Below are 14,620 nucleotides of genomic sequence, written 5' to 3' on the forward strand. Positions count from 1 at the left end.
CTCTTGCCCAAACTTATTTTCGCGCCCCGCTCAGCCCCCCAGATGCAGGTAGACGCGGCGGTTCTGTTTTCCCTTTTTTTCAACCTTTCCAAGGCGGATAGGACCAATCTCGGCGGTGCTGCGCACATGGGTGCCACCGCAGGGTTGCAGGTCAATCTGCTCGTCAGCGCTGCCAATCCGCACCAGACGGATACGGCCAGTGCCACGCGGCGGCGCCACCGACATGGTTTTCACCAAATCGGGGTTTGCATCCAGCTCATCCTCAGTGATCCAGCGCTCACTGACCGTCAGATCGCGGGCGATCAGCGTGTTGAGCGCGTCCTCCAGCGCCTGCTTGTCCTCAGGCGCCTCCGGCATGTTGAAATCAAGCTCGGCCCTTCTCGGCGCCGATGGAGCCACCGGAGACCGGCAGCGGGATCACCACCGACAGAAGATGCAGCGCCGTGTGGACGCGCATATGGCCAAAGCGGCGGTCCCAATCGAGGGTCTGCACCACCTCCTGGCCGACAGCTGGCAGAGGCTGCCCCTCGGCGGGGATCAGGACACTGCGGCCCGCCTCCCCCTTTACCGTGTTGATAATGGGCAGGTCGTGTTCCCCTGCCCCATCGGACCAGCTGAGGCGGCCAGTGTCGCCCGGTTGCCCGCCCCCAGTCGCGTAGAAGACGGACTGGTTCAGAACCAGCCCGCCTTCTGTTGTGTGTTCGGTTACGTGTGCCGGGGCCTCTTGCGTATAGGCGTCGGTCAGGAACAATTGTTCGGTCATCGATCGGCGTCTCCGTCTTCGCTGCCTTCCCCGTCGTCGCCGCTGGACAGATCGTCAAGATCAGGACGATCCGGGCGTGTCCTGGTCGGGGATGGGGGTGGATTTGAGGCGGCCACCGATGCCTCAGGGGGCGCGATACCCTGCGCGGCCTCGGTTGCGGCGGTGGCAAGCGCATCGGGATTGCGGATCCAGATATCGCGCTGGGCGAAGGGGATCTCGATCCCGGCCTCTTCAAAACGGCGGGCGATGTCGTAGTTCATGTCGGATTTCACCGACAGCACCCAGTTCACATCCCGCAGAATGGCGCGGATCTCAAAGTCGAGACTGTCGGCGCCAAAGCCCTGGAACACCACCGAGGGCGCCGGGTTCATCAGCACCATCGGATGGGTCTTGGCGACCTCCATCAGGATGGCCTCCACCTTGCGCGGATCGGTGCCGTAGCTTACGCCAACGGGCACAATCACCCGGCCCACGGTGTTGCCGCGGGTGTAGTTGGTGACGGTGCCGGTGATCAGGTCCGAGTTCGGTACGATCACATCAGTGCGGTCGAAGGTTTCAATCCGGGTGGAGCGCACCGAGATGTCGCGCACATAGCCCATCAGGCCACCGACCTCGATCCAGTCACCTTTGGAAACCGGGCGTTCGACCAGCAGGATGATGCCCGAGACAAAGTTCGACACGATGGTTTGCAGGCCAAAACCGATACCCACAGACAGCGCACCAGCCACAATGGCGAGGGAGGACAGATCAAGCCCCGCCATCGAGATCGCCACCAGAGCCGCCAGGAAGATCCCGACATAGCCCATCCCAGAGGCGATGGCGTTCTGACCGCCGATATCAATGCGGGTTTTCGGCAGCAGCGCATTGCGCAGGCTACCCTGCACCAGCCGGGTCAGACCGTAGCCAACGGCAAAGATCGTCACGAAGGTGAGGAACGCCGTGGGTGAAATCCGGGTGTCCCCGATCTGGAAACCTTCGAGGAAGTTCGACCAAAGCTCGGTCAGATCCGCCACCCGCGCGCCCCAGATCAGCGCCAGCAACGGCAGCGCCAGAAGCGCCAGCGCAAAACCGATCAGCGCGGTAAAGAGCGAGTCGCGCGCCGCTGTGCCCTTGCCGCTGACAAATCCGTAGAGATCGCCGAGAAAGCGGTGGAGCACAAACAGCCCGGCCAGCACCGCCAGCGTCAGCATCGACGGGTAGATCACCGCCTCAGCGGCATTGAGATAGCCGATGGCCGCCAGCACAGGCCCCGCGAAACCAAGCAGATAAATGCTGCGCCGCACCACCGCGATAATCTTGTTCGCACCGGCGGCAATCGCGCCTTCTTCGCCGTCTTCGTCGCTTTGTGCCTGACGCTGTTTGGCCCCGATCCGGTGCAGGCGCAGCAGGATCAATGCCGCGCAGGTGATCAGCGGGAAGGCGTAGACGGCGGCGCTGCTTTCGGGAATGTTCTGGATCCGCTCAATCGTGGCGAAGGCGTCCTGAAGCACCAGAATGACCGCCATCATGTCGATCAGAAAGCGGGTCTCGGCGTGATTACCCTCCTGCACAGGCAGCAGATCGTTTTCGATCTGGTTGGCATAGAGCTGCTCCCCCAGCCAGTGAAAGGAGAGAATGAGAAACGCCCAGGCCGGGACAGAATCCAGAATGATACTGCCGCGCACACCTAGGATGCCTGAAAGATCAACCGCTGCCGCCAGAAAGATCACTCCGATGAGTGGCAGCAGGACCTGCAGAAGCGAGACCACGAAGGTCCAGACCCCGGTCCCGCGCGCGCCGTAGCGGCGCAGATAATCGCCAGCCCGGTGGGCCCACGACCGGCCCCGCGTGATGAGCAGCAGACCAATGAGCAACACGGCAATCAGCCCGACCAGATCACCGCTGATGCGTTCGCTGGTGGTGTCATTGCGCAGCTGCGACAGGGTTTCATTGCCCACTGCGCGGCTGGCGTGGACCAGATCCCGCAGCGCGCCGGGCCAGTGTTCGGGATTGAGCGGTGAGGTGCCGCGTTCAAACAGCCGTTTGGTCAGACGCTCGCGGACGATCTTGTCGATCTCGTTGATGAGACCATCGGCGCGGCTGTAGGCTTCCTCCGCGACGATACGCGGAACCTTGAGCTGATTGAGCTGCTGGGTCAGCGCCGCCCGAAGCTGGGCGATGTCTTCGGGCTCTTCCTCGCCCTCACCGGGGGCGGCGCCGAGCGCATCGAGCTGGCCCTGAAGGGTTTGAATACGTTCGCCATTTTCACCGCGCTTGATCTGGAAAGACTGCCGGAAATCCGCCAGTTCGCTGCGCAGCTGTTCCAGCGCGAGATTGGACGCACGGCTGGCGTCGATGACGGTCTCGGCCCGGTTGGCGGTGCGCAGCCAGTCCTCATAGTAGGATTTGGCACGCGCATCGAGCTGGGCCAGAGCGGGAAAGGCCAGGCTGATCAGCAGAACCAGCCCGGCCAGACATTTCACAATACCACGCATGACGGGGATCATACGTCCTCAAACACGCCGGGGATAGAGGCCGGGGTGTGGGTCATCCAATCGGGAACCGGCAGGTCTTTTTCGCGCAGGAAGTCGGGATTGAACAGCTTCGACTGATAACGGGTGCCATAGTCACACAGCACGGTGACAATGGTTTTGCCCGGCCCCATGTCCTTGGCCATACGCACGGCGCCAGCGATATTGATCGCCGACGACCCGCCCAGAACCAGCCCCTCATCATGCAAGAGGTCAAAGACATACGGCAGCGCGTCGCGGTCTTCGATCTGGTAGCAGAAATCGGGTTTGAACCCTTCGAGGTTCTTGGTGATGCGGACCTGACCGATGCCTTCGGCAATTGAGCCGCCTTCGGTCGCGATCTCACCGGTGGTGTAATAGGAGTAGAGCGCGGCGCCCATCGGGTCCGCGAGACCGATCTTCACGCCCTTGGGCTGCAGCGCATCGGCGACACCGGCCAATGTACCGCCGGAGCCAACGGCGCAGACAAAGCCATCAACCTTGCCCCCGGTCTGGTCCCAGATCTCCGGTGCGGTTGTCTCAACATGGGCCTGACGGTTGGCGACATTGTCGAACTGATTGGCCCAGATTGCGCCATTGGGTTCGGTCTTGGCCAGTTCCTTGGCCAGACGTTCCGAATACCGCACGAAGTTGTTGGGGTTGCGATAGGGCGCTGCGGGCACCTGCACCAGCTGAGCGCCAGCCAGCCGCAACATGTCCTTTTTTTCTTCGGACTGGGTTTCGGGGATGACGATCACCGTTTTGAACCCCATCGAGGCGCCAACCAGCGCCAGACCGATCCCGGTGTTCCCGGCGGTGCCTTCGACGATGGTGCCGCCCGGTTTCAGATCCCCGCGGGCAATCGCATCCTTGATGATATAAAGTGCCGCGCGGTCCTTGACCGACTGGCCGGGGTTCATGAACTCGGCCTTCCCCAGAATCTCACATCCGGTTTCATCGCTGACGCGGTTCAGGCGGATCAGAGGCGTGTGGCCGATCGCGTCGGCCAAGTCATGTGCAATGCGCATGGTATCCCTTTCGATCATTCCCGTTGAGGTGTAGCCAAGGCATTGGACAACCACAAGCCGAGATGCAGATCACATGCTAGGTTGCCCGCCGCCTTGTCAGGGTTCGCCGTGGCGCAGCCGGTCACGATGACGTGACAGCCAGAGTGCGGCGGTGACCAGTGGCATGTCCTGATAGCTGTGATCATCAACACCGCGCATCAGGTCATCATAGGGGATGATCTGGCTGCGGATATCCTCATTCTCGCTCTCCAGCCCGCCGCCGCCTGCGATATTGTCAAAATCGCAAACGCCGACGAAGATATGCAGAAACTCGCCCGACGCGCCGCTGGACGGATAGACCCGTGTCACGGTTTCCAGCTGGTCGATGGTCAGGCTGGCCTCCTCCATCGCCTCGCGGTGGGCCGCCTGTTCGGGCGTCTCGCCGGGATCGATCAGCCCCGCCACCGGTTCCCACATCCACGGGCGGCGGTTGCCCGCGATATAGGTGGCCGCGCGAAACTGTTCGATCAACAGCACCGCATCGCGGCGCGGATCATAAGGCAGCACCACCGCCGCCTGCCCCACCAGCGCCGCGCCCCGGTTCACCACCGGGCTGAGGCTGCCGTCGTAGCGGCGGAATTGCAGATCCATCTCTTCCATGGCGAAGAAATTCACATAAGCGCGCTTATGCTCATGCACGACGACATCGCGGGTCAGATCGTGAGCGGGATCCTCGGGCCGGTTCTGCGCCGCCAACCACGCGGCAGCGCGAATACGGATCGGGCGAAAGCGGGCTGCAACCTCAGCCGGGGTGAGCTTAGCCACGGTAGGCCATGACCTCCTCTGCCGCGCGCAAGGACAAGGCGCCCCAGTCGGCCTGCCATGCGGCCAGATCCCAGGGTGCGCCGGTCTGCCAGAGGCCCGGATCGGGGAAATAGACATCCGCCGGGGCGCTGCCGCCTGCGTCCAGCTCCACCGTGACGCGGCGCAGCGTATAGTCGAACCCGCCTTCGTAGAAATTCAGCGCGTCGATATCGTCCTGCGTGAGACCCCGCAGCAAGAGCCCCGGGGCGCGGTGTCCGGCGCGGGCCTCAATCGCGGGAAAGGGCTGATCCACCACCGCAAAGGCGCCGTGGTCCGGCAGATGCGCCGACACGGCATCCAGCGCGGCACCGGACCGCCCCAGCACCAGTTCAAGCAGCGGCAGATGGCGCAGGGTGCCATAGACAAAAAGATCAACCACAGTCTGTATCCTATTGGAAATATGTTGTTTCAGCGCCAGCGTCTTGCGGCGTTCTCGGTCACCAGGCCAGAGAAGATGCCGCCAATCACCAGCGCCAGCAACACATGTGGCACCGCCATCACAAAAAAGAAATCCAATCCGATGACAAAAATTGCCGAAAGCGCCTCAAACGGGCCGTCGTAGCGATTGCGCATGGCGAGGCGGAACATCTCCCACGCGCCCTGAAAGAACAGCCCCCACAGCACCAGAAGCGCGGCACCGGTCAGCCCGTTGTTGATGGCATTGACCACCCCGCGCCCCACATGGCGACCCACCCAGACCCAACCAATCAGCACGCCAAGCGCGGCATTGAAGGGCACGAAATAGCCAAAATCCGTGCCCTCTGGCATCAGCGGCATGATCAGGAAGGAGACAGCGATGGCGACAAGAGCCATGCTGAGGGCGGCAATCAATCGGGCGGCGGTGGGCATGATCGGGGCTTTCGGTCAGCGGTGGGCAAGCGTGATCTGGGTGACGTCGCAGGTCTCAGCCTTGAACGCGGCCGCGCAGGAGGTGAGGTAGAAATTCCACATTTTCCTGAAGCGATCATCAAATCCCATGGCAGCAATCTCGTCCCAGCGGTTGTTGAATGTGGCGTGCCAGCGCCGCAACGTCTGATCGTAGCTATCACCGAATTCGAGCGATTTCATGACCTGAAGCCCGGCAAGTTCCACCTGCTGGCGCAGGATCTTTGGTGCGGGCAGCATGCCGCCGGGAAAAATATGCTTCTGAATGAAATCGACGCCGCGTTTATAGACGGTCCAGCGCCGGTCCGCGACGGTGATGATCTGCAAGGTCGCCTGCCCGCCGGGGCGCAACCGGTCGTGGATCATCTGGAAATAGGCTAAGCCAGTATTTTTCGCCCACCGCCTCGAACATCTCGATAGAGGCAATGCCATCGAAGGTGCCTTTGCAGTCGCGGTAATCCTGCATCCTGAGTTCGACCTGACCGGAAAGCCCTGCCTTTTCAATGCGCTCACGGGCGTATTTCAACTGCTCTTCGCTGATGGTGAGGCCAGTGACACGCAAGCCCCGTTCGCGGGCGGCATATTCGGCAAAGCCGCCCCAGCCGCAGCCAACCTCCAGCACATGGTCGCCGGGCTTCACCCCCATCTGATCCACCATGGAGGCGTATTTTGCGGTTTGCGCGGTCTCCAGACTTTCCTGTCCGGTTTTGAACAGGGCACTGGAATAGGTCATCGTGTCGTCCAACCACAGCCCGTAGAAGGCGTTACCAAGGTCATAGTGGTAGGAGATATTCGCCTTGGCCTGGGCGCGGTGATTGCGCTGCAGCCAGAATCGGAACTGTTCATAGGCGCGGATCAGCCCGCGCCCCGGAAAGCCGTCGTAAACGGTTTCAGACCCGAGATGGATCAGATCCATGAAGGCCTGCAGATCCGATGTGCTCCACCAGCCGTCCAGATAGGCATCGGAAAATCCCAGATCGCCCTCGCGGATCAGCCGGGCAAAGCAGTCCGGATTGTGGATGCGCAGATCGGCCACCGGGCCGGGCCGTTGGCCACTGACGCGAAACACCCGCCCGTCCGGCAGGTGGATGTCCAGCTGCCCTACCTCCAGCGCGTGCAGCTGGTCAAAAATCGCTGCGAAGTAGCGCGGCAGATTGGCCTGTCCGTCGGTCGTTGTGAGCGCCATTCTGTCCTCCCCAAGACGTGCCCGCCCAAAAGGCTAGGCCAAATCAGGCGCTTCTGGCAAGGGATCTGTCAGTCGTCAGGCAGTTCCCGCTGGCCGTAGACCTCCAACGCGCGGGCGCGGCCCTCCTTCAGATCAAGGAACGGGTCGGCGCGTTTGTCCTTTGGCGACAGCTGCCAGGACAAGGGGCTGGCGCGGTAGAAATCCAGCGCGGTCTGCGGCGGATCGGCCTGACCTTCGGCGATCCAGGCGGATTGGTAGCGCCCCTTGGCGTCGAATTTCTCCAGCTGGCCATCGGGGTTGAAAATCCGAAAGAACGGCGAGGCATCGGGGCCGGAGCCTGCCACCCATTGCCAGCCCATGGCGTTGGAGGCCGGATCCCAGTCCACGAGGCACTCCTCAAACCACTGCTGGCCAATGCGCCAATGGGTGAGCATATGTTTGGTCAGAAAGCTGGCCACAATCATCCGGGCGCGGTTGTGCATCTTGCCGGTCACATAGAGTTCGCGCATGGCGGCATCGACGAAATTATATCCTGTCTGGCCGCGCCGCCAGGCGTCGACCTTGTCATCGTCACGCTCCGACCAGTTGAAATGCTCCCATTCCGGACGCCAGTTGCGGGTCAGAATATGGGGGGTGTGGAACATCAGGTGATAGGCAAATTCGCGCCAGACGATTTCCTTGAGGAAATGCTCAGCGCCGGATTTGCTAGCCCGGCGCGCCTCCAGCCCGTGATGCCACATGCGGCGCGGGCTGATCTCCCCCCAAGCGAGGTTCTCAGACAGGCCCGAGGTGGCATCCATGGCGGGAAAATCGCGGTCCTGTTTGTAGTCGGCGACGCGGCTGTCGAGGAACTCTGCCAGCCGCTCCTGCGCTGCATCTTCGCCGACGCGGCAGTATTGCGCCACCACATCTGCGCCCCGGCGCATCGCGGCAGCCATCTGCCAGCTGTCCAGATCATCTGAGGCTAAGCCAATGCGTCGGTGCCGGGATCCGTGAGGGGGCGGCGATCAGCCCGTCAACATCGCGGTCGCGCACCGCCTTCCAATAGGGCGAGTAGACCCGGTACATGCCGCCGGTCTTGGTCTCGACCCTCCAGGGCTCAAACAGCAGATGGCCGCCAAAGGATTTCGCCGCAATTCCCTGCCCCTTCAGCTGATCCTTGATGTCGGTGTCGCGGGCGATGGCCTGCGGGTCATAGGTGCGGGTCCAGTGAACTGCGCCCGCACCGGTGTCCGTGATCAGCTGCGTCATCACCTCCTGTGCTGGCCCGCGGCGCAGGATCAGCCGCGCGCCGCGCCGCTCCAGCTCCTTGGCCAGATGCGCCAGCCCCAGCCCCAACCGGAACCTTGGCGCGGCGCCCAGATCCTCATCCAGCGTATCAAAGATAAAGACAGGGATAACCGGAACATCCGCAGCGACAGCCGCCGCCAGCGCCGGGTTATCGGCAAGACGCAGGTCGCGCCGCACCCACCAGATGATCGGGGCGTAGCTCGGTTTCTCGTCGGTCATGAAGGGCCTGTCCTTTGGATCTCGTCACTTGCTCAAGACGCGATCTAGGGCCTCCATCAGCTGTGTCATCTCCTTTTTCGAGGTGTAGTGCGTAAAACTGAGCCGCAGCACCCCATCGCTGGTCGACACGCCCATAGCATTGAGCGCGCGCAGGGCGTAGAAATCGCCTCCCCCCGCCATGATGCCGTGCTCTGCCAGTTCTGCCGCCACGGCCTCTGCCGGGCGGTCGAGCGCCAGCGCCACGGTAGGCGCGCGGGTGGCGGCATCAGACGGACCAATCAGGCGCAGGTCATTGCGGTCCTTCACCATGTCCAGCAGCGGTTGCAGCAGCTCCACCTCATGGGCGCGCATCAGATCGTGGACAAAGGCGCCCTGCGCGGCGCCTTCGGTCAGCGGGCCGCCGTGGTGATGGGCAAGGGTTGCAATATAATCGGCCATGCTCGGCGCAGGCCGCGACCTGCGCATGATCCGGCCCCGCCGGGGTGAAGCGTTTGTAAAGCGTATCACCATTGAAGAAATGGCCCTGATTGGGCAGCAGCTCCCCAAGGGCGCGGCGGATCACCATCAGCCCCTGATGAGGCCCGTAGGTTTTATAGGCAGAAAACAGATAGATATCCGGCCCCAGCTCGCCAACATTTGGCAGACCATGGGGCGCATAAGAGACGCCATCGACACAGACAAAGGCCCCCGCCGCATGGGCCAGTGCGGTGATTTCGGTGACCGGGTTCAACTCCCCGACCACGTTGGAGCAATGGGGAAAACACACCAGACGGACCTTTTCATCCAGCAGGTTTTCCAGATCGCCCGGATCCAGGTGGCCGGTCTGCGGGTCGATCTGCCATTCGCGCACCTCAATTCCCGCATCAGCCAGACGGCGCCACGGGCCACTGTTGGCCTCATGGTCCTGATTGGTGACGATGATCGCCTCCCCCGGGGACAGAAAGTCACGAAAGGCCTGCGCCAGCACATAGGTGTTCTGGGTGGTGGAGGGGCCAAAGCTCAGCTCATCACGATCCACCCCGAGAATACCCGCCAGACGGTGCCGCGCCTCATCCATCTCAGCGCCTGCCAGCGTCGAGGCCTCATAGGGCGCATAAGGCTGCACCTTGCGTTCAGTGTAAAACCGGGTGAGCCGGTTGATCACCGGCTGGCAGGTATAGGAGCCGCTGCAGCATTTTCAAAAAACGCCTGACCTTGCAAATTCGCTGCTGCAAATGCCGGAAATTGGCTGCGGACGAAATCGATATCGAGGGCCATGGTCTCTCCTTATGTCTGTCTCCGAAAGGAGTGCCGATGATGGTGCATGAGGTCAAGCGCCGATGGTGATGCCTGCCCGCAGCGGCCGCCGCTGCGCTGATGACATTTTCTGGCAACAGCGGCGGGTAGCAAAGGGCCACATCAGCAGGAAAGGACGCAGATGATGGCATATACTCCGAAGGATTTTCTGGTCTGGGGCGAGATCCCCGCGACCGATATGGACGCCGCGACCCGATTTTATCAGCATGTGACAGGGGCTGAGCTGGAGCTGGTCACCGATGGGCCAAACCCGATGCTGCTGTTTCGCCCGAAAGACCCAGCCACCGGTGTCGCGCTGAGCATCTACCCCGGCACCCCTGCCCCCGATGGGATCGGTCCCACCCTGCATCTGGCGGCCGAGGGCGCGCTGGCCGATGTGATGACACGGGTGACGGATGCCGGAGGACAGGTGGTGTCGGAGGCGATCCCGCTGCCGCGCGGGCATTTCTTCTACGCCAAAGATCCGGATGGTAACTCCGTCGGCTTTTTTGAAGCCACGGGCTAAGCGGGTAAAAACCGCCGTCCAGACAGTGTAAAACGCCCCGGAGGATCCCCGGGGCGTTTTCTGTCAGATGTGTGTGGCAAATGGGTCAGATCGGAACGTCAGACCGGACAGCCATGCCTGTCAGCGCGGCTCGCTTTGCAATCCGCGCAGGATTGCCCAGCACATCAGGAGCAGCACAACCGTGAACGGCAGGCCCGTTGAGATCACCATCGCCTGCAGCGCGACCAGACCGCCGCCCAGCAGCAGCACAATCGCAACGGCGCCTTCGAACACGCACCAGAACACCCGCTGCGGCATCGGCGCATCAACCTTGCCCCCCGCGGTGATCGTGTCGATCACCAGCGAGCCGGAATCCGAGGAGGTGACAAAAAACACAATCACCAGCAGGATCCCGACAAAGGAGGTGATGGACGCCAGCGGCAGCTGATCCAACATCTTGAACAGCTTCAGTTCAAGCGCCGCATCCTGCGCACCGGTATAGCCATCCGCCACCACCTGATGGATTGCGGTGCCGCCAAAAACGCTCATCCACAAGACACAGACCAGGCTGGGGATCAGCAGCACGCAGATGATGAATTCCCGCACGGTGCGGCCCCGGCTGACGCGGGCGATGAACATGCCGACAAAAGGCGACCAGCTGATCCACCACGCCCAGTAAAAGGCGGTCCAGCCCTGGCTGTAATTGGTATCCTCGCGCCCGAAGGGCATCGAGAGGGCAGGCAGATACTGCACATAGGCCATCAGACTGTCGAAGAAACCGGTGATGATCAGCAGGGTTGGCCCAACCAGAAGCACGAAGATCAGCAGCAGGAAGGCCAGCCCCATGTTCAGCTCGCTCAGCACCTTCACGCCGCCATCAAGGCCACGCACCACCGACACCAGCGCCACGGCGGTGATTGCGGAAATCAGGATCACTTCGGTGGTGGAACCAACCGGCACGCCAAAGAGTTCGTTCAGCCCCGCGTTGGCCTGTGTCGCACCAAAGCCAAGGGAGGTTGCAAGACCAAAGAGCGTGGCAAAGACCGCAAGGATATCGATTACATGGCCCGTCCAGCCCCAGACCCGTTCGCCGAAAATCGGGTAGAAGGCCGAGCGGATGGTCAGCGGCAGCCCCTTGTTGAAGGAAAAGAGCGCCAGCGACAGGGCAACAATGGCGTAGATCGCCCAGGGGTGCAGGCCCCAGTGATAGATCGTTGCCGCCATGCCCAGACGCACAGATTCCGCGCTGTCCCCTGCGGCCCCACCCAAGGGGGCCCAATCGGTGCGGGCGCCGTTCTCGCCCATGCTCACCCCGCCAAAGGAGGTGGAATAATGGCTCATCGGCTCACTGACACCATAGAACATCAGGCCAATGCCCATGCCGAGCGGCGAACAACATCGCGAACCAGCCGGTATAGGTGTAATCGGGTGCCGCATCCGCGCCGCCCAAACGTACTTTGCCCCAAGGCGAGACGATGAGGAAAAAACAAAACAGCACGAAGATATTGCCCGCGCTGAGGAAAAACCAATCAAAGGAGCTGGTCACCGCCGGGCGCAGCCAGCCGAAGAAAGCGGCGGCCTGATCGGGGAGGACCAGCGCGTAGAAGACAAACAGCATGATGCTGATGCCGGAGACCATGAACACGGGGTTGTGGATGTCAAATCCGATCGGCCCCACCGATCCCTCTAAATTGTCCTGTCCAATTTCATATTCGGTGTCGATGACGGCGGCCTCACCGTCGGGGGCGGGTATGCCCTGATTGGCCGTTTCATCTGTCATGGGTGTCCCTGCTTTGTCTTATGTGAACGTCCAGTGTCTCAACCGCCCATCGGCTGCGCGGGTTCCTGCCGATCGTGAAAAAATCGCAGGAACGCTCAGACGATGCGCGCGCGGTTCGCTCTGCCTGACCGGTCAGAGCCTATGCCAGAGGAGAGGGTCGCGCGCTGGCACGCAGCGGCGGCGCGGTCGGGTGCAGAGGTCGAGTGTAGCAGAAAACCGCGTGATTGTCGCGCCTTATGCGCCCTACGCGCGCACCATCAGGATGGGCTGGTCGACCGATGTGAAAAAACGCGCAGCCGTACTGCGCGCTTCTGTACCTTCTTGCCAGAGTGTTGGGCAAATTCCGGGTCGGGTGTCGGCCTGAGTCTGGGCCTGAGTGTGGGCCGGAATTTGTGCGGGTGACGCCTGCCTGCGTCAGCCGTTCACATCGACGACCACGCGCCCTTTCACCTGCCCTTGCAGAATATCGGCACCAAGCTTTGGCAGGTCCGACAGGGTGGCGGGTTGAACCATCGCCTCCAGCTTCTCCATCGGCAGGTCGGTGGCGACCCGCTGCCAGGCCCGCAGCCTGTTGTCATAAGGCTGCATCACGCTGTCGATGCCCAGCAGATTCACACCGCGCAACAGGAACGGGATCACGGTGGCTAAGCAGCCCTGCCCCGCCAGCCAGCCCGACCGCCGCAACCGAACCGCCATATTTCATCTGGCCCAGAACACGCGCCAGCATTGCGCCGCCGACGGCATCAATGCAGCCTGCCCAGTTTTCGCTCTCCAACGGGCGTTTGACGGTTTCGTTCAGCTCTTCGCGCGGCACAATTTGCGTGGCACCAAGGGCGGTCAGGTATTCTGCCGTCTCGGGGCGGCCGGTCACTGCGGCGACATCATAACCAAGGTTGGCAAGGATCGCGGTGGCCACAGAGCCAACACCGCCCGCGGCCCCGGTGACCAGCACCGGACCACGGTCCGGTGTCAGCCCGTGATCCTCCAGCGCCATCACCGACAGCATCGCGGTAAAGCCTGCGGTGCCCACCGCCATCGCCTGCCGCGTGTCGATCCCCTCTGGCAGCGGCACCAGCCAATCGGCGCGCACGCGGGCCTTTTGCGAATAGCCGCCCCAATGGGCCTCACCGACGCGCCAGCCGGTCAGCACCACCTTGTCGCCGGGCTTGTAGCGGTCATCGTCGGAGGCCTCGACCGTGCCTGCAAAATCAATGCCCGGCACATGGGGGTATTTGCGTACCAGCCCGCCGCCCGGACCGATGCACAACCCGTCCTTGTAGTTCACTGTGGAGTAGTCCACCGCCACCGTCACCTCTGCGTCGGGCAGCTGATCCAGGCTGAGCGTTTCAACGGCGGCTGATGTTTTGCCGCTGTCTTCGTCCTTGTTCACGACCAAAGCTTTGAACATGATCTGTCCTCCTCTGACATTCATTGGCGCACCGGCACGTCTGGGTGCGTTGGCTGAGCGATCATGCCGACGGGCCTCTTCCTCCTCCGCGACGGCGACTCAGCTCTTGCCAATCAAATGTCAGACTTTTAAATGTCTGACAAATGATTTCTCCCGACAGGCGGCGCCAGAGCATGAAATTGACCCCTCGCAGTACAGCGGATCTGTCCGCCCAGATCGCCGAAGCCATTCGTGATGCGATCATCACAGGGGCGCTGATTGTCGACCAGCGGCTGCCCTCGGAGGCGGAGATGGCAGAGCAATTTCAGGTCTCGCGCCCCACCGTGCGCGAAGCGCTGAAGCGGCTGGCCGCACAATCGCTGATCCGAACCCAACGTGGGGCCACCGGCGGCGCCTTTGTCAATCGGCTGAGTTTTGAGGAGGCTTATGCGCAGCAGATCACCACGTCGACGCTGCTGCTGAGCATGAATGCCGTCAGTTTCGACACCGCCTGCGAGGCCCGCTACGCGCTGGAGCGCGCCTGTGCGCCGCTGGCGGCCACCCGGCGCACGGCGGATCACCTTGCCACCATGCGCGCGGAGATTTTCCGGCAGAGCCAACCCGGTCTCTCGGATGAGGCGTTTTGTGCGTCTGATGTGACCTTTCACCGGGCGCTGGTGGATGCGGCGGGCAATCCGGTGTTGTCCTATCAGCTGGCTGGCGCTGTGGAGGCGATGCAGCCGCTGATGAATATGATCACCTTCTGCGCGCGGGACCGCGCCGCGATCACTGCGTTGCACAGCCAGATTGTCGAAGCCATCGAGGCTGGGGATGGCGACGCGGCCACCACCCATCTGAGCGCGCTGGAAGCGGAGACCTGCAAGCTGGCGGCACTGGTTTTTGCGGCGCGCGCGCAGCGTCCCGCCTCAAGCTGACGCAGCCTCGTCAGGGTTCAGCCTTGCCGTCGCAG

Annotated in this window: 5 protein-coding genes and 7 pseudogenes; 2 read left to right on the forward strand and 10 right to left on the reverse strand. The window is 62.3% G+C overall.

Annotated features, from left to right (window positions below; translation table 11 throughout):
- Positions 1–30: 30 nt before the first annotated feature.
- From L0Z65_RS06730 to L0Z65_RS06765, 8 genes and pseudogenes are all read right to left on the reverse strand, one after another.
- Positions 31–763: pseudogene (locus L0Z65_RS06730) on the reverse strand (alanyl-tRNA editing protein).
- Complete coding sequence (locus L0Z65_RS06735) at positions 760–3,249, reverse strand: DUF3772 domain-containing protein (protein WP_405111856.1); 2,490 nt, start codon at positions 3,247–3,249, stop codon at positions 760–762. The pseudogene L0Z65_RS06730 and the gene L0Z65_RS06735 overlap by 4 nt, the downstream one beginning before the upstream one ends.
- Positions 3,246–4,280, reverse strand: a complete 1,035-nt coding sequence (locus L0Z65_RS06740) for a cysteine synthase A (protein WP_096869803.1) — start codon at positions 4,278–4,280, stop codon at positions 3,246–3,248. The genes L0Z65_RS06735 and L0Z65_RS06740 overlap by 4 nt, the downstream gene beginning before the upstream one ends.
- Before the next feature lie 96 nt (positions 4,281–4,376).
- Positions 4,377–5,502: pseudogene (locus L0Z65_RS06745) on the reverse strand (NUDIX domain-containing protein).
- Positions 5,503–5,531: 29 nt separating this feature from the next.
- Positions 5,532–5,972 carry a TrgA family protein gene (locus tag L0Z65_RS06750; protein ID WP_040178340.1) on the reverse strand — a complete coding sequence of 147 codons (441 nt, stop codon included), beginning with the start codon at positions 5,970–5,972 and terminating at the stop codon, positions 5,532–5,534.
- A gap of 15 nt (positions 5,973–5,987) precedes the next feature.
- Positions 5,988–7,194, reverse strand: a pseudogene (locus tag L0Z65_RS06755) (class I SAM-dependent methyltransferase).
- A gap of 68 nt (positions 7,195–7,262) precedes the next feature.
- Positions 7,263–8,703 (reverse strand): annotated as a pseudogene (locus L0Z65_RS06760) (cryptochrome/photolyase family protein).
- 24 nt (positions 8,704–8,727) lie between these two features.
- Positions 8,728–9,960, reverse strand: a pseudogene (locus tag L0Z65_RS06765) (aminotransferase class V-fold PLP-dependent enzyme).
- 160 nt (positions 9,961–10,120) lie between these two features.
- Between L0Z65_RS06765 and L0Z65_RS06770 the strand changes: the two are divergent.
- Entirely contained in the window at positions 10,121–10,504 is a 384-nt protein-coding gene (locus tag L0Z65_RS06770) for a VOC family protein (RefSeq protein WP_405111860.1), read from the forward strand.
- A 120-nt stretch (positions 10,505–10,624) separates the two neighbouring features.
- On the opposite strand, the pseudogene L0Z65_RS06775 reads toward L0Z65_RS06770, so the two are convergent.
- Together L0Z65_RS06775 and acuI are read right to left on the reverse strand one after the other, a co-directional pair.
- Positions 10,625–12,263: pseudogene (locus L0Z65_RS06775) on the reverse strand (BCCT family transporter).
- Between the two features lie 414 nt (positions 12,264–12,677).
- Positions 12,678–13,671: pseudogene (gene acuI / locus L0Z65_RS06780) on the reverse strand (acryloyl-CoA reductase).
- 173 nt (positions 13,672–13,844) lie between these two features.
- Between acuI and L0Z65_RS06785 the strand changes: the two are divergent.
- The gene (locus L0Z65_RS06785) at positions 13,845–14,585 is read left to right on the forward strand and encodes a FadR/GntR family transcriptional regulator (protein ID WP_405111863.1); all 741 of its coding nucleotides are present in this window, start codon (positions 13,845–13,847) and stop codon (positions 14,583–14,585) included.
- Positions 14,586–14,620: the final 35 nt, after the last annotated feature.

Origin of the sequence: Phaeobacter sp. BS52 (genome assembly GCF_045040595.1) — a bacterium.
Lineage (GTDB): Bacteria > Pseudomonadota > Alphaproteobacteria > Rhodobacterales > Rhodobacteraceae > Phaeobacter > Phaeobacter piscinae.